The organism is Streptomyces sp. NPDC007856 (assembly GCF_042868225.1).
In the GTDB taxonomy this organism is placed as follows: domain Bacteria; phylum Actinomycetota; class Actinomycetes; order Streptomycetales; family Streptomycetaceae; genus Streptomyces.
Window position 1 is genome coordinate 320276 of the sequence record NZ_JBIAEC010000005.1, and the last position, 20731, is coordinate 341006.

The following is a 20731-nucleotide window of genomic DNA, read 5'->3' on the forward strand; positions in this document are numbered from 1 at the left end:
CCTAGGGGCCGCGAACGGAGATGCCATGACGCACAACGGGGAGGACGCCGCTCCCCTCCGGCGCCCGGAGGTCACCGAGCTGCGCCTCGCCGCGGGCGGACCGGACCAGCCCGCCACGCCCGGACCGGACCTGCCGCAGGACCGCAGCCAGGCGATCCTGGAGGCCGCCAAGGAGATCGGCGCCCTGCTCAAACGCGCCGGCCACCGCTTCGCGCTCGCCGGCAGCGTGGCCGTCTACGCCCACGGCGGCAGCCGCTACCTCCAGCACGACGCCGACTTCTGCGTGCTGCCCGACGACGCCGAGGCGGTGGCCGCGTCCCTGCGCGAGGCCGGCCTGCCCATCCGGACACCGCCCGAGGACTGGCTGCTGAAGACCACATGCCGTGGGCAGAACATCGACATCATCTTCGCCCTCGCGCACCAGCCCGTGACGGAGGAGATGCTGGATCGCGCCCATGTCCTGCCGGTCGACTCGGTGCTGATGCCCGTCCTCTCCCCGACCGATCTGATCCACAGCCTGATCAGCGCCTTCTCCGAGCACTACTGCGATTTCGGGGCCGTCCTGCCGGTGGCCCGCGCCGTCCGCGAGAAGGTCGACTGGGACGCGCTCCGGGTGGCCTGCGGCGATCAGCCCATGCCGGCCGCCTTCCTCTTCCTCCTCGAACGGCTGAACGTGATCGACCCCCAGGAGGGGCAGCCATGACCGACACGAGCCCGCCGCCCCCCTCGGCGGCCGGCAACCTGGACTACCGCGTCGCCCATCTCGCCGAGCGCCTGGCCACCGGGGACCTCGGAGAGCTCGGCGTACGGATGGAGCTGCGCGGCGACGCCATTCTGCTGACCGGCACCGTGCCGTCCAGCCAGTGCCGGGACGACATCTGCCACATGGCCCGCGAAGAACTGGCGGGGCACCCCGTCCACTGCGACATCCTCGTCGCCGGGACCTCCTCGCCCGACCACGGAGAGGACCTGACATGATCCGCGTCGCGGCCGTCGGGGACATCCACATGAGCCCCGAGAGCCAGGGCACGCTGCGCTCCTCCTTCGAGACGCTGCGCGAGTGCGCCGACGTCCTGCTACTCGCCGGGGACCTCACCCGGCACGGTACGACCGAGGAGGCCGCCGTCGTCGCACGGGAGATCAAGGACCTCGGGGTTCCGGTCGTCGCCGTCCTGGGCAACCACGACCACCACGACGAACGGCCCGAGGAGGTCAGCATGATCCTGCGGGACGCCGGGGCCCACGTCCTGGAGGGAGAGGCCGCCGTGGTGGGCAACGGCGGGACCCGGATCGGGGTCGCCGGGACCAAGGGCTTCGGCGGCGGATTCGTCGGACGCTGTGCCGGGGAGTTCGGCGAACCCCTCATGAAGGAGTTCGTCCGCTACAGCCGTCGGTGCGCCGACAGTCTGCACGCGGCCCTGAAGGACCTGGCCGACCGGAACTGCGACGTCCGGATCGCCCTGACCCACTTCTCGCCCGTTCCGGACACCCTGGCCGGGGAGCCGCAGGAGATCTATCCGTTCCTCGGCAGCTATCTGCTCGCGGAGGCGATCGACACCGCCGGCGCCGACCTCGCCGTCCACGGCCATGCCCACGCGGGCACCGAGCACGGCATGACCAGCGGCGGCGTCCGCGTACGGAACGTGGCCCAGCCGGTCATCGGCCAGGCCTTCCACGTGTACAACCTGCCGGGCCACGAGGAGCATGCGCTGGGGTGAGCCGGGCGGACCGACCGCTTCCTGGTCCGTCGGTGTGCCTGCAGCGTGTTTCCTGCCTTGTCGGGGGCGATGCCGAGCGCGTGTCTCTGGGGTGGTCGGGTGTCTGTGGCGGTGTCTCTGGGCGAGCCGGGGGGCGTGGCCGGTGTCTTCGGGCCGGTGTGGCAGCCGGATTCGGGGCTTGCGGCTGGTCAGGGGCTGTGCCCAGTGTCTCTGGGCTGGTCGGGGGGGCGTGGCCGGTGTCTTCGGGCCGGTGTGGCAGCCGGATTCGGGGCTTGCGGCTGGTCAGGGGTCGTACCCAGTGTCTCTGGGCTGGTCAGGGGTCCGTGGCCGGTGCCTTTCGGCCGGTGTGGCAGCCGGATTGGGCGCTTGCGGCTGGTCAGGGGCCGTGCCCAGCGTCTCTGGGCTGGTCAGGGGTCCGTGGCCGGTGTCTCCGGGCTGGTCAGGGGGTCGTGGCCGGTGTCTCCGGGCCGGTCAGGGAGCCGTACCCAGGCGACTCTGGGAGGGTCAGGCGCACGTGCCCAGCGCCTCCCGGGCGGTCATGTCGCCGTCCTTCGCGGGCACGGTCACCGGCACCAGCCCATCGCGCCGCCGGACCAGCAGGCCCGCGCCGATCGACCCGGCGATGAGGAGACCACCGGCGACCAGGGCGCCGCGTGCGCCCGCCCACTCCATGAGCAGACCCAGCAGGGGCGGCCCGCCGAGGCTCCACACGGTGCCGATGCTGCTCCACACCCCGAGCACCCGGCCGCGCAGATGGGCCGGCGGGTCGGTCTGCAGGACGGCCGTCCCCGCGGTGTCGGAGACGGACTCCACCACGGCCATGGGCAGCACCAGCACCATCAGCACGGCCAGCGAGGGCGACAGGCCCGCGACGACCTGGAGGAGGGCGCCCGCCGCCGCGAGCAGCCCCACGACCCGTACCGAGGGCTTGCGGAGCCGGGCGCCGAGGATCGCGCCGATGATGCCGCCGACCGCGAGCACCGTGGAGACGGTGCCGAACGAACCGGCGCCGCCCGCGAGCGGGCCGGTGACGAGGACGGCGAGGGTGAGGCCGTAGTTGCGGCCGAAGACCGAGCTGATCCCGGTGATTCCGGCGAGGGCCATCAGGCGGCGCCGGCGCACGAAGAACCGCAGGCCGTCGCGCACGCTCATCTCCGCCTGTGCCGGGGCGGGGGCTGTCTGCGGCTCGGCCGCCGGCTCCCGCACCGCTCCGTGGACGGGCCGCAGGAAGGGCACGACCGAGGCCACGAACAGGAAGGACAGCCCGTTGGCGGCGTACGCGGCGCCCGTGCCGACGAACCCGACGGCCACACCGGCGAGCGCGGTGCCGGCCAGCCGCCCCGCGCTGTGCACGAGGGCACCCACACCGATCGCCGACGGCACGTCCTCGCGGGGCACCAGATCATTGCCGAGCAGCGCGCACGCCGGCCCGTCGACAGTGGCGATGACGCCGGTCACGGCGGCCAGCACCAGCAGCGTGGTCATGTCGATCCGGTCCAGCGCCACCAGCAGCGCCGTGGTGAACGCGACGGCGCCGAGCAGCGTCTGGCTCACCGCGACCGTCAGCTTCCGGGGCCAGCGGTCCACGGCCGCGCCGCCGAGCATGCTCACGAACAGTGCCGGCGCCGCCTGCACGGAGATCGACAGGCCGGTCGCCGCGGCGGAACCGGTGATGTGCAGCACGAGCAGGTTCTGCACGGTGAGCTGCATCCAGGTGCCGGCGTTCGACACGAAGTTCGCGGCCGACCACCAGCGCATGCTGCGGTGTCGCAAGGACCGCCACGGCGAGCGGGAGACGGGCGCGGAACTGGGCACGGATGTGGGCTGGGCAGGGGCAGCAGACACAGGGGGGTACTCGACAACCAAGGGAGTCGGGGAGAGACCGGCGGAACCCGTCGAGCCGGCTGCACTGCGCGGCCGGGCCGCCCGGTCAGGGCGCCAGCCCATCGTGGCAGACGGCAGGGCACAGTGGTCGGCGAGGTCTCTGCCGAGGGGCTGTCGGGAGGGCCAAAGCCCTGTGCAGGTAGGGCATTTGAGCCCGGCGTGGGGTTCCTCACAGGCCCCGGTTTGCCGGGCGCGAGTGCGGGCTACGCGGTCGGCAGCACACCGTGACGTCCCACCGAAGGAGGCCCTGATGCGTGACGAACACCACGGACGCACGGCGCCACCGGAGCCCCGGTCACGCTCCGGAGCGTTCGGTCACCGCTTTCCGCGTACCGGCACCGAACCGGCCACCGCCCGCAGCGCACTTCGGCTGCGCCAGCTGCTGTCCGCCGTCTTCCTGCCGCTGTTCGCCGCGGCGACGGCCGGCTTCGCCGTCTGGGCGGCGCACTCGGGTCCCGGCGCCGGCCCGGGCAGCGGTCCGCTGACCGCCCTCGCGGTGGTGTGCGGTGTCCTCACGCTGGCGGCGGCGCTGGATCTCGCGGTGGTGACGGCGCGCAGGCGGCGGGAGCGGGGCGTGGACGCCGCGGGTCCGGGCCCTCACCGGTGAGCGGGGCGTGCTCACGAGCACCCTCAGTACGCGCGCCCCTGAGGACCACAGACGGGACCCGCCCCAGCCGCCACCGGTGGTCCGGGCCCGCCGCTGCGTCCTCTCGGCGGACAGGCGTCTGAGGTCCTGGGCCCCCGGCTGTGCCGGATCTGGGTGGTGCGTCCTTTCGGCGGACTGCGTCCGTGGTTCCGGCCCCCGGCCGTGCCGGGCCCCCGGTGTGTCCTCTCGGCGGACTGGCGTCAGCGGTTGCGGCTTCCGGCCGTTCCAGCCCCGCCGGTGTGTCCTCTCGGCGGACCGGCGTCAGCGGTTCCGGCCCCCGGCCGTGCCGGGCCCCGCCGGTGTGCCCTCTCGGCGGACCGGCGTCAGCGGTTCCGGCTCCCGGCCGAACCAGGCGCCGCGGATACGTCCGAGGGCCGCCTGGCGGGCGGCACACGAACCCGTCGAGGGTCCGCAGGGCCCACCTGATCGCCTGCGCCCTACCGCTGCGGGTGGCGGGCAAGCCCCGTCCCGGACATGCGGCTACGGCGCGGGCGCGAACAACCACGACGGACCTGCAGTCACCGGATGGCAGACCCCTTGCACCTCCTGAGGCGCTCAGCGATTGACCGCGCGCATCCCCGCCTCGTCGTACCGCTCGCCCGCCACCTCGGGCAGCTCCGCGTCGATGCGGGCCAGGTCCTCCTTGGTCAGCTCGATGCCGACTGCGGCAGCGTTCTGCTCCAGGTAGGTGCGCCGCTTGGTGCCCGGGATCGGCACCAGGTCCTCACCCTGGGCCAGCACCCAGGCGATGGCCAGCTGGGCAGGCGTCACGTCCTTCTCGGCGGCGATCTCCTTCACCTTCGCCGCCAGCCGCAGGTTCGCCTCCAGATTGGCGTCCGTGAAGCGCGGGTTGTTGCGCCGGAAGTCGTTCTCGTCCAGCTCGTCCGGCGAGGTGAAGCGGCCGGCGAGGAAGCCGCGGCCGAGCGGGGAGTACGGCACGAAGCCGATGCCGAGCTCCCGGCAGGCCGGCAGCACCTCGGCCTCCACATCGCGCGTCCACAGCGAGTACTCGCTCTGGACGGCGGTGATCGGGTGCACCGCGTGCGCCCGCCGGATGGTCTCCGCGCTCGCCTCGCTCAGCCCGATGTGCCGCACCTTGCCCTCGGCGACCAGCTCGCCCAGCGCGCCGACCGTCTCCTCGATGGGCACGTTCGGGTCGACCCGGTGCTGGTAGTACAGGTCGATGTGGTCGGTGCCCAGCCGCTGCAGCGAGCCGTGGACCGACTCACGGACGTGTTCGGCGGAGCCGTCCTGCCGGCCGACGGTCGACATGTCGCCGGGCACAGCGTCGTCCATCCGGTAGTTGAACTTGGTTGCGAGCACATACTCGTCGCGGTGCCCCCGGATCGCCTCGCCGACCAGCGACTCGTTGGTCAGCGGTCCGTACACCTGCGCGGTGTCGAGGAAGTTGATCCCCAGTTCGAGGGCCAGCCGGATGGTCGCGATGCCCTCCTCCTGGTCGGCGGAGCCGTAGAAGGCGGACATGCCCATACAGCCAAGGCCGAGAGCCGATACTTCGAGATCCCGCAGACTGCGCTTCTGCATGTGATGTCCCAGCCTCTCCTGCACACACTCGATGGTCGCTCCGTACGGCACACGCGGATGCGCACACCCGCGTGCCGTACGTCTGCGACGCTACGAGTTGGAGCGCTCTCCAAGTCAAGCAACGCTCCGAGCGCGACCAGGAATCCAGCCGTACCGGCAACTCGAACAGGTCGTTCTGGTTGACCACCGTGTGGACGCGTCCCCGGCCGGGATGGTCTTGCCGCCGACCGGCACGTCCTCGGTGGCGAAGCGGATCAGGACGTGTGAGGTCGGGGTGGGCGGACCGCCTTGCGGAAGCTGTTGAAGCGGGCGGCGCGGGCCTTGCCGGGCGTGGGCCGTGGCCCGCCGGAGGGGGGCGCCGAGCGGAAACGTTCGGCCTCGGCGAGGGCGCGGCCGGGCGGCGCCCGGGGAGGCCGGCCGGGCCCCCTCCGGCGGGGCGGCGGGCCCGTGGACCGGGGCGGCCGCCACGGCGGACGGAGCCTCGGCCGGCGCGGCGGTGCGCGGCAGCGGCAGCGGCCTCGCGGGGTCGGTGAGGATGTCCCGCGGGACGAGCATCAGCACACCCTTGCCGCCGCGCGCGGACGGCCGGAACGACACCGTCAGCAAGGTTCCGCGCTCCATGAACTGAGCGGCCGTACCCGCGCGTTGACCGCGCCGAGAACGACTCGCGCGCTTCGGGCCCGCGCCGCGCCGAGCCGTTCAAGGGGCCTGCATGGGAGGACGGATCCGAGGGGGTGAAGGTTGCCTCCAGGGCCCGGATTCCGCCGCTGTGGGCCTGTGGGTCTTCCCACACCCCTGTCCGTCCGTAAAGGATCTTGACGCTTGCCTCCCGGCTCGCTGAACTGTCACCGATCGGGTCTCACCACCACAGAGGCCCACACCGGGGGAGGGACCGGGCGCATGTCGGAACGGCAGCGGCGCGACCAGCAGGTGATCGACGAGTTCCGGACGGCGGCCGGCGTCGGCGGCGGCCGTCCGCACCACCCGGCCCTGCACCACAACCCCCGCGCCCGCCCCGCCGCCCGCGTCGAAGTCAGCACCGGCACTTGATCCGTACATCTCTACGATGACGGTTGAAACGGGTGGATCACGAAAAAGCGCCCCGAGGCCGGAATGCCGGGACCGGGGTGAAGGGGGCGGTGGACATGACGGGGGAGCCGAAGGCGATGGGCTGCCGTGTCTCATGACGACTGAAGCGCGCATCGAGTGGTGCCGCCCGCTCCTCGCACGGCTCGCCCGCTTCACCGGGCGCACGCTGCGGGGCGAGTGGCACGCCATCGTTGTCGAACCCGTGCGGCGGCTCATGCGGCGCGGACTGTCCGGGCTGCTGCTGGCCTTCGTCGCCGCGTTCGGCGTCATCTTCTTCCACGCGATCGCCCAGCATCCGCTCGGCGCGGTATGGGTGACGCGGCTCGGCGGTGTAAGAGCCGACCTGCCCCTGTGGCTGTCGCTGCTGCGCACGCCCGTGTCTCTGTACGTCCCGGCGCTCGACCTGCCCGTGTGGGCGGGCATCACCCAGCTGTTCCTCGCCTTCGCCTGGGCCGAACTGGCCCTGGGCCGGGGCCGGACGCTGGCGATCTCCTACGCCACCACCGTGGCCGGCACGCTCACCGCCCGCGTGATGATCGCGCTGGGTCCCGGCTGGTGGGGCTTCGGGCTGCCGCACACGTACGCCGGGGTGCTCGACACCGGACCCTCGGCGGCCGTCGTCGGTCTGTTCACCTATCTCTCGGTGGTCAAACGCGCGCCCGTGGTGTTCACCCTGACCGGCGGCTCGATGGTGTGGGAGTCCATCGCCGTGCCCAACCTGGCAGGCCGTGAGCACCTGATCGCGGTGGCCTCGGCGATCGTCCTCGGCCTGCTGCACGGCCGCCGCGCACGACTGCGGGCCCGTCTGCGGTCCCTGCTGCCTGTCCGGGACCGCGGACCCGCGCCCACGGAACCTCCCGTGACCCCCGCGTCCGCACCGCCCCGGACCGTGCCGGTACAGGCGAGCGCCGAACGGTCGCGGGCAGCGTCGCAGGAACGGTCGGAGGACACCGCGATGACTTCCCTGGAGTGCTGATTCCATCGCGTGTGCCTGTGGCGCTGCCCACCCCGTCGATGTGATGGTTTTCGCACGTCCACACACGCGGCCACCCCCTAAGGTTGCCGCGAGGTACCGCAGGGCGTGGCTGACACCGTGGTGTTCGTCGCCGGCAGGCAGCTGAAGGGAATCCAGGATGTTCCGCAAGGTGCTGGTCGCCAACCGTGGAGAGATCGCGATCCGCGCGTTCCGGGCGGGCTACGAACTCGGCGCGCGTACCGTCGCCGTGTTCCCGCACGAAGACCGCAACTCACTGCACCGGCTGAAGGCCGACGAGGCGTACGAGATCGGCGAGCCGGGGCATCCGGTGCGGGCGTATCTCTCCGTCGAGGAGATCGTGGGCGCCGCCCGCCGGGCCGGTGCCGACGCCGTCTACCCGGGCTACGGCTTCCTGTCCGAGAACCCGGAACTGGCCCGCGCCTGCGAGGAGGCGGGTATCACCTTCGTCGGCCCGAGCGCGGCCACGCTGGAGCTGACCGGCAACAAGGCCCGCGCGGTCGCCGCCGCCCGCGCGGCCGGCGTGCCCGTGCTCGGCTCGTCCCAGCCCTCCACCGACGTGGACGAACTGGTGCGCGCCGCCGAGGAGATCGGCTTCCCCGTCTTCGTCAAGGCGGTCGCGGGCGGCGGCGGGCGCGGCATGCGCCGCGTGGAGGACCCGGCCCTGCTGCGCGAGTCCATCGAGGCCGCGTCCCGCGAGGCCGACGCCGCGTTCGGCGACCCGACCGTCTTCCTGGAGAAGGCCGTCGTCAACCCGCGCCACATCGAGGTGCAGATCCTCGCCGACGGCGTGGGCAACGTCATCCACCTCTACGAGCGCGACTGCTCCCTCCAGCGCCGCCACCAGAAGGTCATCGAGCTGGCCCCCGCTCCCAACCTCGACCCCGAGGTACGGGCGCGGATCTGCGACGACGCGGTGCGCTTCGCGCGGGAGATCGGCTACCGCAACGCGGGCACCGTCGAGTTCCTCCTCGACCCCGCGGGCAACCACGTCTTCATCGAGATGAACCCGCGCATCCAGGTCGAGCACACCGTGACGGAGGAAGTCACGGACGTGGACCTCGTCCAGGCCCAGCTGCGGATCGCCTCCGGCGAGACCCTCGCCGACCTCGGTCTCGCCCAGGACACCATCACCCTGCGCGGCGCGGCCCTGCAGTGCCGTATCACCACCGAGGACCCCGCCAACGGCTTCCGCCCGGACACCGGCCGGATCAGCGCCTACCGCTCCCCGGGCGGCTCCGGCATCCGCCTGGACGGCGGAACCACCCACGCCGGTACGGAGATCAGCGCGCACTTCGACTCGATGCTGGTCAAACTCACCTGCCGCGGCCGGGACTTCAAGGCGGCCGTCGGACGCGCCCGGCGTGCCGTGGCCGAGTTCCGCATCCGCGGTGTGGCCACCAACATCCCGTTCCTGCAGGCCGTCCTGGACGACCCGGACTTCCAGGCGGGCCGGGTCACCACCTCCTTCATCGAGCAGCGCCCCCACCTGCTCACCGCCCGCTCCTCCGCCGACCGCGGCACCAAGCTGCTCACCTACCTCGCCGACGTGACCGTCAACAAGCCGCACGGCGAGCGCCCCGACCTGCTCGACCCGGTCACCAAGCTGCCGCCGCTGCCGGCCGGCGAACCGCCCGCGGGCTCCCGCCAGCTGCTGGTCGACCTCGGCCCCGAGGGCTTCGCCCGCCGGCTGCGTGAGTCGCCGACCATCGGTGTCACCGACACCACCTTCCGCGACGCCCACCAGTCCCTGCTCGCCACCCGCGTGCGCACCAAGGACCTCCTCGCCGTCGCCCCGGTCGTCGCCCGCACCCTGCCGCAGCTGCTGTCCCTGGAGTGCTGGGGCGGCGCCACCTACGACGTCGCCCTGCGCTTCCTCGCCGAGGACCCCTGGGAGCGGCTGGCCGCCCTGCGCGAGGCCGTCCCCAACATCTGCCTGCAGATGCTGCTGCGCGGCCGCAACACCGTCGGCTACACGCCGTACCCCACCGAGGTGACCGACGCCTTCGTGCAGGAGGCTGCCGCCACCGGCATCGACATCTTCCGCATCTTCGACGCCCTCAACGACGTCGGCCAGATGCGCCCCGCGATCGACGCCGTACGCGAGACCGGCACCGCGATCGCCGAGGTCGCCCTCTGCTACACCGCCGACCTGGGCGACCCCGCCGAGCGGCTGTACACGCTCGACTACTACCTGCGCCTGGCCGAACAGATCGTCGAGGCCGGCGCCCATGTCCTCGCGGTCAAGGACATGGCCGGACTGCTGCGCGCCCCGGCCGCCGCCAAGCTCGTCTCCGCGCTGCGCCGCGAGTTCGATCTGCCCGTGCATCTGCACACGCACGACACGGCCGGCGGTCAGCTCGCCACCTACCTCGCCGCGATCCAGGCGGGCGCCGACGCCGTGGACGGCGCGGTCGCCTCCATGGCCGGTACGACCTCCCAGCCGTCGCTGTCGGCACTGGTGGCCGCCACCGACCACTCCGACCGTCCCACCGGGCTCGACCTGCAGGCCGTCGGCGACCTGGAACCGTACTGGGAGGGCGTCCGCAAGATCTACGCCCCGTTCGAGGCGGGCCTCGCCTCCCCGACCGGCCGCGTCTACCACCACGAGATCCCCGGCGGCCAGCTGTCCAACCTGCGCACCCAGGCCGTAGCCCTCGGCCTCGGCGACCGCTTCGAGGACATCGAGGCCATGTACGCCGCCGCCGACCGCATCCTGGGCCGCCTGGTCAAGGTCACTCCGTCCTCCAAGGTGGTCGGCGACCTCGCCCTGCACCTGGTCGGCGCCGGTGTCTCCCCGAAGGACTTCGAGGAGACGCCCGAGAGGTTCGACATCCCGGACTCGGTGATCGGCTTCCTGCGCGGCGAGCTGGGCACCCCGCCCGGCGGCTGGCCCGAGCCGTTCCGCACCAAGGCGCTGCAGGGCCGGGCCACGCCCAAGCCGGCGCCCGAGCTGTCCGCCGACGATCGCGAGGGCCTCGCAAAGGACCGCCGGGCAACTCTCAACCGGCTGCTGTTCCCGGGCCCGACGCGGGAGTTCGACACCCACCGGCAGTCCTTCGGCGACACCAGCGTGCTGGACAGCAAGGCGTTCTTCTACGGGCTGCGTCCGGCCAAGGAGTACGCCGTCGACCTGGAGCCCGGCGTCCGGCTGCTGATCGAGCTGCAGGCGATCGGAGAGGCGGACGAGCGTGGCATGCGCACGGTGATGTCCACGCTCAACGGCCAGCTGCGGCCCATCCAGGTCCGCGACCGCGCCGCGGCCTCGGACGTGCCGGTGACGGAGAAGGCCGACCGCGCCAACCCCGGGCATGTGGCGGCGCCCTTCGCCGGTGTGGTGACCCTGGCGGTGGCCGAGGGCGACGAGGTCGCCGCCGGTGCCACCGTCGCCACGATCGAGGCGATGAAGATGGAGGCCACCATCACGGCTCCGAAGGCGGGCCGGGTCTCCCGCCTGGCCATCAACCGCATCCAGCAGGTGGAGGGCGGCGACCTCCTGGCGGAACTCGCCTGACTTCGGCGCCTACCCGCTCGCCGGGACTCAGTCCCAGAGCGGGTAGGTCATGACCTGCTTGAACCCGTCCGGCCGGGCGCCGGTGTAGGTCAGGCTGATCTGCGCGTAGCGCTCGAAGGACGGATGCTTCTTCCACTGCTGCTCGCCGGTCAGCCGGATGACGACCGGGTACTGGTGGAAGGTGCCGGCGGCGCAGTACGGGTTGCAGTCGTTGACCCAGTTCACGCCCTCGGCCTTCGCCCCGCCCGGACCCCACTGGGTCCAGTGGAGTCCGGCGAGCCGGCTGTTGCCGTCGCCGCAGGCCAGGATGAAGTCGGTCGGGCGGACGTTCCGGTGGAAGAAGCAGTCCACCAGCACGGTCCGGGCGGTACTGGCCTTCACGCCGGTCCCGTGGGGGGTCGGGGGACTGGCCGAGGCCGTCGTCATTGCCGTGGTCAGCAGGGCTCCTGCCGCCAGGGTGACCGCCGTTCCCACCAGTGCTCCGCGCATGGCCGCTCCCACCGTCGTGCTGTGTTCGACCGTCCACTCGACGCTACGACCGTGCGGCGGTTTGCACCAATCGCGCAGGTCGCGCGGCGTGTCACCCGTGTGCGACGGTCAGGCCGTAGAACGCGACACGGGCGCCGTTGGTCGTACTGTCCGAGGAGGACTGGTTGTAGGAGCCGGCCTTGAAGTACTGCTTGTACCGCTGGAACGACGACGGGATCCCGTAGTGGGTGGTGGTGCCGTTGACGGTCAGGTCGACGGTGTTGCCGCCGGAGACGGCGATGGTGTAGCTCCAGGTCCTGCCGACCGGCACATGCCCCACGGTGTGCGGGGTCTGCCCGCCGGACGGCGAGTTCTCCGTGCCGAGGACGATGTCGCCGTTCGCGTGGTAGTACAGCTCCAGCAGCGGCTTGGTGGAGGAGCCGCCGCTGCCGAGGTGGATCTGCCCGACGCACACGTTCTTCGTCACGGACACCACGCGCAGGGTCGCGTTCATCCGGTGCGAGCCGGACAGTGCCCAGTCGGCGGCGCTGCCGTCCCGGTTCATCTCGCGCAGCTCGGAGCGGGCGTAGTTGGAGTTCGGGGTCGTCACGCCCTTCTCGGGCGCCCAGAAGGTCATGGCGCCGTCCCGGGCGGCGGTGTAGAAGTACGCGTCCTGGTAGCCGTTCGGGCCCTGGAGCCGGGACGACGGGATGGTGGTGGGGCTGCCGGGGGAGCCGACGGGCTCCTGCAGCTCCCAGACCGACAGGTCGAAGTTGCCGCCGGGGGCGACATGCGGATCGGCGGCGACCGCGCTGGGGCTGCCGAGCAGGGCGAGGGCGAGAGCGAGTCCCGCGGTGGTCGGCACCGCGAGGAGCCGGGATCGGGTCATGTGGGGGGTCCCTTCCGCGAACCTGAGGCGGACGCGGATGCGTTCAGAATGATGAACTCTGAACGCATCCTTGGTCGCTGATGACCCGAGAAGCTAGAGGTCTGAACCAGACACGTCAAGTGCTCAGCAGGCGCCCTCGTCCTGCCACGGCCCCCATTCCGAGGCGCCGGGCACCTCGTTCTGGGTCCACCACTTGGCCTTCCAGTTGTGCTTGTTGTAGGAGACCTCGTTCCCCTGTGTGTACACCGCCGTGGAACTCCACGCGGGCTTGCAGGAGGACGGTGTCGGCGTGGGCGTCGGCGTCGGCGTCGGGGTCGGCGGGGTGACGCCGGCGAACTGCACCGAGTACTTCGCGAAGTCCCACGAGTTCTGGGTGACGCTGGAACATGTCCCGGAGGTACGGCCCCCGTTGTCGGGCGGGCTGCACTGCCGGTCGCGGTTCAGGGACCAGAACGTGAAGCGGTCCATGTTGTGGCTCGTCGCGTAGTCCAGCACCGTCTGGAAGTCGGCCTGGGTGAAGTACTCGCCCGAGTCGCTGCGGCCGTTCATGCCGGAGAAGCCCTCGTGGGCGTACGCGGTCGCCTGGTCCCAGCCGAAGGTCGACTGCAGGATCGAGTTGAAGTTGGTCAGCGCACTGGTCTGGCTCGCCGCCCCGTTGAAGCCACCGTCGAACGGCATGATGGAGAAGTTGTTCGGGGTGAACCCCTGTGACTTGGCCTCCAGCAGCATCTGCTTGCCGAACCAGCCGGTGCCGTCCGCCGTACCGGCCGTCGTCACCGAGACGTACAGCCCCGGGTTGTTCTGCTGGAGGATCTTGGCCGCGCCGATCTCGTTCTTGACGGCCGCGCTGTTCTCGTACTCCGGCTCCTCCAGGTCGAAGTCGATGGCGTGCAGCCCGTACTTGGTGATGACCTGCTGGTAGGCCGCCGCCGTGGCCGCCGCGTCCGCGCACGCCTGGCCCAGCTTCGTGCCGCCGTAGCCGCCGATGGAGACCGAGACGTCACCGCCCTTGGCGCGGACCGTGTTGATCATCGACTGCACGGCCGTGTCGGAGGAGACGGGCGCTGTTCCGCCCCAAGTGGGCGAACAGCCACCGCCGTTGGGGGCGAGGACGAAAGCCAGCTGGAAGGCCTTCAGGCCGGTGACGTCCATGATGGCGGCCGGGTCCGGCGGGTCGTTGTCCAGCGGCATGAGATAGGGGGCGGCGGCGTACCAGCGGTTGCTCAGCGCGCTCGTAGCGCCCGAGGCATTGCTCGCCATGAGCGCGGTCGTGCCGGCGGCGGCGAGTGTGACGGCCGCCGCCGCGCCCAGACATGCCCGAAGACGTCTCACTGCGTGCCTCCAGAGAGTGGGGGAGTCCCCAGAGCGGGGAGCCCCACCCTCCGGGGGCTGTTGCGGTCACGTCAATAATTTGGACTAGACCAATAAACTCTTTGGGCTAGACCATACGATCCCTTTACCTCTCGTCGACCAGTCGCACGGTGAAGCCCCGGTCCAGCGGCAGGCTCGGTGCGGTGATGGTCGTGACCTGCGTGCCGGCGTCGTACGACCAGGCGGAGACGGGGAGTTGGCGGCCGTCGAGGAGGATCCGCGCGGGCGCCCCCTCGCCGTGCACGGTGAACCGGTAGGAGCGGGCGTCCACCTTGCCGGCATAGTCGCCCCTGCTCGCGCCCACCGAGACGGTCGTCCCGCCGCCGTCGGAGTGCAGGGAGACCCGCTGGACGGCGGCGGCGCCCTCGGCGAAGTCGCGGGTCAGCCCGTCGTCCTCGTACAGCGTGTAGTGACTCGTGCCGTGGGCCGCCGGATACAGGTCCCAGTCCAGCTCGTGCCGGTCCCGGGTCTGCCAACTCGTCGTCCCCTTGGGCCACATCGGCACGATCGCGCCCTCACGCACGAACAGCGGGAGTGTGTCGAGCGGGGCGTGGTAGCCATTGAGGGTGGTCGGGCCCTGGTAGGTGCGGCCGGTCCAGTAGTCGGTCCAGGTGCCCTTCGGCAGATAGATGCCGTCGCGCGTGTCGGAGTCCTGGTACACCGGGGCGACGAGGAAGTCGGGGCCGGACAGGAACTCGTACTTCGCCTGGTCGGAGAGGGTGTCCGGGTCGTCCGGGTACTCCAGCCACAGCGGACGCACCGCGCCGACACCGGTCTTCGCCGCCTCGGCGGAGAGTGTGTACATGTACGGCAGCAGCCGCTCCTTCAGCTGCAGGTACTTCCTGTTGACGGAGGTGTACGGCTCGCCGTCGAGCCAGGGCTGCTGGTCGGCGGGCTTGTTGGTGGTGAGGTCGGTCGCCCAGCCGTCCATGGTCATGATGGCCGGCAGGAATGCCTTCCACTCCAGATCGCGGGCGTACATCTTCGCGTCGTGGCGGTAGATGCTGCCCACGTCACCGGTGTTGTAGGCGATACCGGACATGGTCGCCCCGGCATAGGTCGGGATCTGCCAGCGGATGTAGTCCCAGGACAGCTTCTGGTCGCCGCTCCACAGCACCCCGCAGCGCTGGGCGCCCGCCCAGGACACCGGCAGCCACACGAAGCCGCGCGCGCCGCTGTTGTCCTCGATCCCCTTCTTGGCGGCGTCGCACGCGTCGAGCGCGAACCTGTAGCCGTTGCCGACCCAGGCCACGTCCAGCTTGGCCACCCGCTGGCCCGCCCTGACCTGGTCGGCGAGCTTGTCGATGCCGTCCTGGGTCCACAGGCCGAGCTGGGCGTGGTGGTCCTGCAGACCCTGGGCGGTCTGCTGAAGGTTCTCGTACCCGCAGCCGTAGCCGTCGTTGACCAGCATCCAGCCGAGCGGCATCTGGTGCTGTGTGTACCCGTCGGCGATCTTCAACGCGTCCAGGGTGTGCCGCTCGCCCCGGTTGGCGTTGTGCAGGTAGCAGTCGGAGTCGCCGGGTTCGAGACCGTACACCGGCGGCATGAAGGGCCTGCCCACCAACGCCGTGTACTTGCCGATGACCTGCTTGGCGTCGCCGAGGAAGTAGTAGGCGTCCAGCCGCCGTTCCTGCTGGCCCGTGCTCACCGGCGAGCCGAAGGTGTACACGCCCGGCGCGAACGTGTTGCGGAAGGCGCCGTAGCCCGCGCTGGAGAGGTAGAACGGCTGGGAGTTGTTGTAGCCGCCCTCGTTCCAGTCGAAGCTGTTGGCCACGTACATCGTCCGCCCGCGGTGCGAGAAACTGCCGTTCTGCTCCCCGCCGCCGAAGAACTGCTCGTCCGCGCCCCGCGTGAGGCTCTGCCGCATGCCGCCGGTGGACCAGCGCAGCGGCTTGTCCTCCTGCCAGATCCGGGTGCGGTTGTCGGGCTTGTACAGCCCGAAACGCAGCGGCTTCTTGTACACGCGCAGCACGGCCTGCGGCGAGCGGATGCCGTAGTAGTCGCCCGCGTCGAAGGACGAGGTGCGCCGCTCCACGGCCGGCTGCCTGCGCACGATGGCCGTGCCCGCGGGATCGCTCAGCGAGCCGGACGGGTCGGCCTGCAGCCGCAGTTGGCCTCCCGTCAGAATGTCCGCGCGCGCTGTGAGCTGTCCCGCCTCGACGGTGTAGCTGCCGTCGCCGCCCGAGAAGGACGTGAGATCGCCCGCGTCCGTGGTGGCGGGCAGGTACGCGGCGCCCGTGAAGGAGTTGTCGTGCACGTCGTACGGCACGACCACCACGTGGTACGTCCCGGACGCCCGCGGAATCACCGTGGCCTCGGGGTCGGCCGTGCCCGCGCTGGACGCGACCTGCTTGCCGTGGTCGTCGTACACGTACAGGTCGAAGTCGTCGGAGGGCTTCTGCCACCTGATCGACAGGGGGACGCCGCCCTCGGGGTTGTCGTCCCAGTAGCCGTCCGGCACCGAGACGGTCAGATCGAAGCGGTCGCAGACCTTGCCGTCGGGGTCGGCGGCCGGATCGGGACAGCTCTCGGTGCCGCCGCCGGTGCCCTTGGCGTAGACCGGGCTCTGCCAGCTGACGCTGCTGTGCGCGGCGTCGAGTACGGCGCCGGAGGCGGTGGCGGCGGCCCGGGCGGGCGCCGGGGCGGCGAGCAGGGTTCCCGCCAGGGCGGTCGCCAGCCCCAGCGGTACCCAGGCCGGCCACGGCACACGGTGGCGCAGTCTTCGCGATCTTTGCACGGCGGAACAGCTCCCCTCGCAGTACTGCGGACTGACTGTTCTTGCTCTGGTGCGCGCAAGCGCTCGAAACAGGCTTGAATCGAGCAACTTCAAGCAGGCAGCCTCGGGGCTGACACAGGTTCATGTCAATAGCGAGGGCCTGGAACCCCGCCGGACACGACGAAGGCCGACCCCCCGACAGCAGGGGCCGGCCTTCGCGGGCGGGTCGCTCAGCCCGCGTTCTTCCGGAGCACGATCTGGGTCTGCGTGGTCTGGCCGACCAGCCGGTCCCGGTCGTCGCGCAGGTCCGTCTGCACCACGATGAGCGTGCCGCCGAGGTGCAGCGGCCGGGCGGTGGCACGGACGTGCCCGGAGGTGACCCCCCGCAGGAAGTTCGTCTTGGACTCCACCGTCGACGTACCGGTCGCCCCCTCGGGCAGGTTGAGGTAGGCGCACACCGCCCCGACGCTGTCCGCCAGCGCCATCAGGGCACCGCCGTGCAGGGCGCCGCCCGCCGTACACGCCTGCCGGGACCAAGCCAGCGAGCCGACGGTGCGCTCGGCGGTGGCCTCCTTCAACTCGATGCCCAGCCCGGCCGCGAAGGGCATGGCGGCCAGCAGCTCGGCAGGCTCGGGATGCGACGACATGGCGTACCGCCTTTCGTGAGTGCCACGATGATCGGGCAGTGTGCCAGTCAGCCCCCGGACGGCTCCTGGAGCATGGCGAGTTTCAGGACACCGCCGCCGATGCCCCAGCCGCCGTCCGCCACCTCCTCCACCAGGACCATGGTGGCGGCGCGGGCCCGCTCGCCGTAGATCTCGACATACAACTCGGTCGTACGGGTGACGAGCAGCTCCTTCTGCTTGTCGTCCAGGCTGCCGGCAGGCACCTTGAAATTCGCGAACGGCATGGGTTTTCCTCCTTGATCCGAGGGGTGTCAGAGGGAACTGCACGGGGTGAGCAGGTCGTCGAGGCCGGCGCGGCGGAAGAACTCGGTGCGGATGCGGTCGGCGACCGCGGAGACGACCTCGCTGCCGTCACGGGCGGGGTCCACGTGGGTGCGCAGCGGCCGGCGGCCGGCGGGCAGGTCCACCAGGCGTACGACGGCCGCCGCGACCTGCGCCGGGTCCGTGTCCGGCGGGACCAGTGCCCCGAGCCGCTTGTCCAGGTCCGCGAGCAGGGTGCCGTAGCGCTCGGCATAGGCCGCCGCGCGTCCGGTGTCGGCGGGGGCGCCGGCGTGCAGGAAGTGGTTCGTGCCGGCGGTGAAGGCGCCCGGCACGACGAGCGCGCTGTCGATGCCGAACCGGACCAGTTCACCGGCGTAACTGACCGCCAGCGCGTCCATCGCCGCCTTGGCCGCGAAGTACGGCCCCAGGAAGGGCGGACAGCCGCCGCGGGTGCTGGAGCTGCCGATCCATACCAGCAGGCCCTCGCCCTGTTCCCGCAGCCGGGGGAGCGCGGCCCGGTTCACGCGCTGGGCGCCCAGCACGTTGACGTCGTACAGATCCGCGAGCTGCTCGGGCGTGAAGGCCTCGGCGGGCCCCGTGACCATGTGGCCCGCATTGTGCACCAGCACGTCCAGCCGGCCCTCGGCGGCCAGCACGCGGGCCACCGCCGCGTCGGCGGAGTCCTGGGAGGTGACGTCCAGTTCGACGGCGTGCAGGGACACGCAGTGCTCGGCCGCGTACCGGTCCAGGCCGGCTACGGCGGGTGCGTTGCGGCCGGCCGTCTGCCGGATCCCCGCGTAGACGGTGTGGCCGGCGTCGGCGAGGGCGCGCACGGTCAGCGCGCCGAAGCCGCTGGAGGCGCCGGTGACCAGGATGGTCCGGGGTGTGTGGGTGGTCGTTCGGGGAGTGTCCGTGGTCATGGTTCCTCGATGGCGTGGGGATCGGGACAGGATGGGGACGGGAGGTCAGACGATGCCGCCGTTGGCGCGCACGACCTGGCCGTTGATCCAGTGGCCGGCCGGGGAGGCGAGGAACGCCACCACCTCGGCGATGTCGGCGGGCGTGCCGAGGCGTTCCAGTGGCGGCTGGGCGGCCAGGCGCGCGATGGCCTGCTCGTCCTTGCCGTCCAGGAACAGCTCGGTGGCCGTGGGCCCGGGGGCCACGGTGTTCACGGTGACGTCCCGGCCGCGCAGCTCGCGGGCCAGCACCAGGGTCAGCGCCTCGACCGCGCCCTTGCTCGCGCTGTAGGCGCCGTAGGCGGGAAAGGCCAGGCCCACCACGGACGTGGAGAAGGCGACGAACGAGCCGCCCCGGCGCAGGGTGCGGGCCGCCTCACGGGCGACCACGAACGTGCCGCGGATGTTGGTGCGGTGCAGCGCGTCCAGCTCCGCGAGGTCCAGCTCGGCGATCGGCGCGAGGTACATCCGGCCGGCCGCGTGGACCACGACGTCCACCCCGCCGAACTCCGCGGCGGCCGTCCCGAACAACTCGGCGACCTGCTGTTCGTCGGCGACGTCGGCGCGCACGGCGACCGCGCCGCCGCCGGCCGCGGTGACCTCCTTGACGGCGGCCTCGGCCGACTCGCGGTTGCCGGCGTACCCGATCACCACCGCGTACCCCTCGGCGGCAAGCCGGCTCACGGTCGCCCGGCCGATGCCGCGCGAGCCCCCGGTGACCACGGCCACGCGGGGCCGCGCAGTCGACTCCCGGGGCGCCGATTCCTGGACGGCTGTTTCCCGGATGGCTGTTTCCCGGGTGGCTGTTTCCTCAGCGGACATGAGCGGTCTCCTGCCGGACGGGGCGGTGCGGAACTCCTTCAGCCTGGGCCGCCGCGCCCGGGCCAGCCACGGCTGCGCTCACCCTGGGGTCGGCAACCCCTGGATACGCGTCCCTCGGGGCGCGACCATGGAGGGCGTGAACCATGCCGAGCTGGCCGCCTTCCTGAAGTCCCGGCGCGACCGGGTCCGCCCCGCCGACGTCGGCCTGCCCACCGGCCCGCGGCGCCGGGTCCCGGGTCTGCGCCGCGAGGAGGTGGCCCAGCTGGCCGGGCTGTCGGCCGACTACTACACCGAGCTGGAGCGGGGCCGCGGCGCCCAGCCCTCCGCGCAGGTCCTCGCCGCCCTCGGCCGCGCGCTGAGGCTCGGCGGCGACGAACGCGACCATCTGTTCCACCTCGCCGACCGCCCGTTGCCGGCCGAGGCGTCCGGCCCCACCGCGCTCGTCCAGCCCGCTTTGCTCGGTCTGCTGGACCGGCTCACCACGACCCCCGCCCAGGTCATCACCGACCTGCACGAACCGCTTGTGCAGAACCCCCTCGCCGTGGCGCTGCTCGGTGCGATGCCGAGCGGCCGCGGGCCCCACCGCGGCTTCGTGTACCGGTGGTTCACCGACCCCGCCGCCCGCGGCCTCTACCCGGCCGAGGACCATCCGCACCACTCCCGGGTGTTCACCGCCGACCTCCAGGCGGTAGCGGCCCGGCGCGCCAAGGACGCCGACGTCACCCGGCTGGTGGCCACGCTGCTGCGGCGCAGTACGGAGTTCGCCGAGCTGTGGGAGCAGCGGGAGGTGGCCCTGCGCCGCACCGACCACAAGCGGATCGTCCACCCCTCGCTCGGCGTCATCGAGCTGGACTGTCACAGCCTCTTCAGCGAGGACGGCCGGCAGCGCCTGCTGTGGTTCAGCGCCCAGCCCGGCACCGAGGGAGCCGCCCAGCTGGAGCTGCTCTCGGTGATCGGCACTCAGGACCTGGACACCACGGCGGAACAGCCGGGCCGCCGGCCCCGATGAGGTGGATTGCAGCAGGCTTGTCACGAAGTCGGCAGACCCGTGGCGGGCCTTCCGTCGCCTGAGGCACCCTTGACAGTGTGCGCCCTGTTTCGCGACGTTTGAGCAGTCGCGCGCGGAGGGGATGCGGCGCACATCGGAACGAGTGGCAGGACGCGCCCGGCGC

Annotated in this window: 18 protein-coding genes; 8 read left to right on the plus strand and 10 right to left on the minus strand. The window is 71.8% G+C overall.

All coding sequences use genetic code 11. The annotated features are described in order from the left end of the window. Nucleotides 1-25: 25 nt before the first annotated feature. From ACFYOH_RS15060 to ACFYOH_RS15070, 3 genes are read left to right on the plus strand one after another with little or no spacing between them, the layout of a single operon-like run. Nucleotides 26-703 carry a hypothetical protein gene (locus ACFYOH_RS15060; RefSeq protein ID WP_388625653.1) on the plus strand — a complete coding sequence of 226 codons (678 nt, stop codon included), beginning with the start codon at nucleotides 26-28 and terminating at the stop codon, nucleotides 701-703. Beyond that, nucleotides 700-978 carry a hypothetical protein gene (locus tag ACFYOH_RS15065; RefSeq protein ID WP_388625655.1) on the plus strand — a complete coding sequence of 93 codons (279 nt, stop codon included), beginning with the start codon at nucleotides 700-702 and terminating at the stop codon, nucleotides 976-978. The genes ACFYOH_RS15060 and ACFYOH_RS15065 overlap by 4 nt, the downstream gene beginning before the upstream one ends. Further along, nucleotides 975-1718: a metallophosphoesterase gene (locus tag ACFYOH_RS15070; RefSeq protein WP_388625658.1), complete on the plus strand. Its 744-nt coding sequence runs from the start codon at nucleotides 975-977 to the stop codon at nucleotides 1716-1718. The genes ACFYOH_RS15065 and ACFYOH_RS15070 overlap by 4 nt, the downstream gene beginning before the upstream one ends. Nucleotides 1719-2222: 504 nt before the next feature. On the opposite strand, the gene ACFYOH_RS15075 is transcribed toward ACFYOH_RS15070, so the two are convergent. Continuing rightward, nucleotides 2223-3476, minus strand: a complete 1254-nt coding sequence (locus ACFYOH_RS15075; RefSeq protein WP_388625972.1) for an MFS transporter — start codon at nucleotides 3474-3476, stop codon at nucleotides 2223-2225. A gap of 376 nt (nucleotides 3477-3852) precedes the next feature. On the opposite strand from ACFYOH_RS15075, the gene ACFYOH_RS15080 reads away from it, so the two are divergent. Then, nucleotides 3853-4209, plus strand: coding sequence for a DUF6343 family protein (locus tag ACFYOH_RS15080; RefSeq protein WP_388625661.1), 357 nt, complete (start codon nucleotides 3853-3855; stop codon nucleotides 4207-4209). A 594-nt stretch (nucleotides 4210-4803) separates the two neighbouring features. On the opposite strand, the gene ACFYOH_RS15085 is transcribed toward ACFYOH_RS15080, so the two are convergent. Beyond that, nucleotides 4804-5793, minus strand: coding sequence for an aldo/keto reductase (locus ACFYOH_RS15085; RefSeq protein ID WP_388625663.1), 990 nt, complete (start codon nucleotides 5791-5793; stop codon nucleotides 4804-4806). Between the two features lie 900 nt (nucleotides 5794-6693). On the opposite strand from ACFYOH_RS15085, the gene ACFYOH_RS15090 reads away from it, so the two are divergent. The 3 genes from ACFYOH_RS15090 (at nucleotide 6694) to ACFYOH_RS15100 (ending at nucleotide 11390) form a co-directional block, all read left to right on the plus strand. Beyond that, nucleotides 6694-6843 carry a hypothetical protein gene (locus ACFYOH_RS15090; protein WP_388625666.1) on the plus strand — a complete coding sequence of 50 codons (150 nt, stop codon included), beginning with the start codon at nucleotides 6694-6696 and terminating at the stop codon, nucleotides 6841-6843. Nucleotides 6844-6976: 133 nt separating this feature from the next. Then, on the plus strand, nucleotides 6977-7858 hold the full coding sequence (locus ACFYOH_RS15095; protein ID WP_388625669.1) for a hypothetical protein: 882 nt from the start codon (nucleotides 6977-6979) through the stop codon (nucleotides 7856-7858). A 157-nt stretch (nucleotides 7859-8015) separates the two neighbouring features. Further along, entirely contained in the window at nucleotides 8016-11390 is a 3375-nt protein-coding gene (locus tag ACFYOH_RS15100; protein ID WP_388625671.1) for a pyruvate carboxylase, read from the plus strand. Nucleotides 11391-11417: 27 nt separating this feature from the next. On the opposite strand, the gene ACFYOH_RS15105 is transcribed toward ACFYOH_RS15100, so the two are convergent. The 8 genes from ACFYOH_RS15105 to ACFYOH_RS15140 all read right to left on the minus strand — a co-directional run bounded on the left by ACFYOH_RS15105 (nucleotide 11418) and on the right by ACFYOH_RS15140 (nucleotide 19559). Next, complete coding sequence (locus ACFYOH_RS15105; protein WP_388625674.1) at nucleotides 11418-11879, minus strand: hypothetical protein; 462 nt, start codon at nucleotides 11877-11879, stop codon at nucleotides 11418-11420. A gap of 91 nt (nucleotides 11880-11970) precedes the next feature. Then, nucleotides 11971-12747, minus strand: coding sequence for a polysaccharide lyase family 7 protein (locus ACFYOH_RS15110; protein WP_388625676.1), 777 nt, complete (start codon nucleotides 12745-12747; stop codon nucleotides 11971-11973). 123 nt (nucleotides 12748-12870) lie between these two features. After that, the gene (locus ACFYOH_RS15115; protein WP_388625679.1) at nucleotides 12871-14079 is read right to left on the minus strand and encodes a carbohydrate-binding protein; all 1209 of its coding nucleotides are present in this window, start codon (nucleotides 14077-14079) and stop codon (nucleotides 12871-12873) included. A 124-nt stretch (nucleotides 14080-14203) separates the two neighbouring features. Further along, nucleotides 14204-16375, minus strand: coding sequence for a TIM-barrel domain-containing protein (locus ACFYOH_RS15120; RefSeq protein ID WP_388625974.1), 2172 nt, complete (start codon nucleotides 16373-16375; stop codon nucleotides 14204-14206). 689 nt (nucleotides 16376-17064) lie between these two features. Beyond that, nucleotides 17065-17481 (minus strand): PaaI family thioesterase, encoded by a 417-nt coding sequence (locus ACFYOH_RS15125; protein WP_388625682.1) that lies wholly within the window; start codon nucleotides 17479-17481, stop codon nucleotides 17065-17067. Between the two features lie 47 nt (nucleotides 17482-17528). Then, the gene (locus tag ACFYOH_RS15130) at nucleotides 17529-17744 is read right to left on the minus strand and encodes a tautomerase family protein (RefSeq protein WP_388625684.1); all 216 of its coding nucleotides are present in this window, start codon (nucleotides 17742-17744) and stop codon (nucleotides 17529-17531) included. Nucleotides 17745-17771: 27 nt separating this feature from the next. Next, nucleotides 17772-18701 carry an SDR family NAD(P)-dependent oxidoreductase gene (locus ACFYOH_RS15135; RefSeq protein ID WP_388625687.1) on the minus strand — a complete coding sequence of 310 codons (930 nt, stop codon included), beginning with the start codon at nucleotides 18699-18701 and terminating at the stop codon, nucleotides 17772-17774. A gap of 45 nt (nucleotides 18702-18746) precedes the next feature. After that, nucleotides 18747-19559 (minus strand): SDR family oxidoreductase, encoded by an 813-nt coding sequence (locus ACFYOH_RS15140; protein WP_388625689.1) that lies wholly within the window; start codon nucleotides 19557-19559, stop codon nucleotides 18747-18749. A 136-nt stretch (nucleotides 19560-19695) separates the two neighbouring features. On the opposite strand from ACFYOH_RS15140, the gene ACFYOH_RS15145 reads away from it, so the two are divergent. After that, nucleotides 19696-20568: a helix-turn-helix transcriptional regulator gene (locus ACFYOH_RS15145; RefSeq protein ID WP_388625975.1), complete on the plus strand. Its 873-nt coding sequence runs from the start codon at nucleotides 19696-19698 to the stop codon at nucleotides 20566-20568. Nucleotides 20569-20731: the final 163 nt, after the last annotated feature.

Coding starts and splice junctions, on each gene's coding strand:
- ACFYOH_RS15060 (WP_388625653.1), top strand. CDS start 26: ATGACGCACAACGGGGAGGACGCCGCTCCCCTCCGGCGCCCGGAGGTC.
- ACFYOH_RS15065 (WP_388625655.1), top strand. CDS start 700: ATGACCGACACGAGCCCGCCGCCCCCCTCGGCGGCCGGCAACCTGGAC.
- ACFYOH_RS15070 (WP_388625658.1), top strand. CDS start 975: ATGATCCGCGTCGCGGCCGTCGGGGACATCCACATGAGCCCCGAGAGC.
- ACFYOH_RS15075 (WP_388625972.1), bottom strand. CDS start 3,476: ATGCGCTGGTGGTCGGCCGCGAACTTCGTGTCGAACGCCGGCACCTGG.
- ACFYOH_RS15080 (WP_388625661.1), top strand. CDS start 3,853: ATGCGTGACGAACACCACGGACGCACGGCGCCACCGGAGCCCCGGTCA.
- ACFYOH_RS15085 (WP_388625663.1), bottom strand. CDS start 5,793: ATGCAGAAGCGCAGTCTGCGGGATCTCGAAGTATCGGCTCTCGGCCTT.
- ACFYOH_RS15090 (WP_388625666.1), top strand. CDS start 6,694: ATGTCGGAACGGCAGCGGCGCGACCAGCAGGTGATCGACGAGTTCCGG.
- ACFYOH_RS15095 (WP_388625669.1), top strand. CDS start 6,977: ATGACGACTGAAGCGCGCATCGAGTGGTGCCGCCCGCTCCTCGCACGG.
- ACFYOH_RS15100 (WP_388625671.1), top strand. CDS start 8,016: ATGTTCCGCAAGGTGCTGGTCGCCAACCGTGGAGAGATCGCGATCCGC.
- ACFYOH_RS15105 (WP_388625674.1), bottom strand. CDS start 11,879: ATGCGCGGAGCACTGGTGGGAACGGCGGTCACCCTGGCGGCAGGAGCC.
- ACFYOH_RS15110 (WP_388625676.1), bottom strand. CDS start 12,747: ATGACCCGATCCCGGCTCCTCGCGGTGCCGACCACCGCGGGACTCGCT.
- ACFYOH_RS15125 (WP_388625682.1), bottom strand. CDS start 17,481: ATGTCGTCGCATCCCGAGCCTGCCGAGCTGCTGGCCGCCATGCCCTTC.
- ACFYOH_RS15130 (WP_388625684.1), bottom strand. CDS start 17,744: ATGCCGTTCGCGAATTTCAAGGTGCCTGCCGGCAGCCTGGACGACAAG.
- ACFYOH_RS15135 (WP_388625687.1), bottom strand. CDS start 18,701: ATGACCACGGACACTCCCCGAACGACCACCCACACACCCCGGACCATC.
- ACFYOH_RS15140 (WP_388625689.1), bottom strand. CDS start 19,559: ATGTCCGCTGAGGAAACAGCCACCCGGGAAACAGCCATCCGGGAAACA.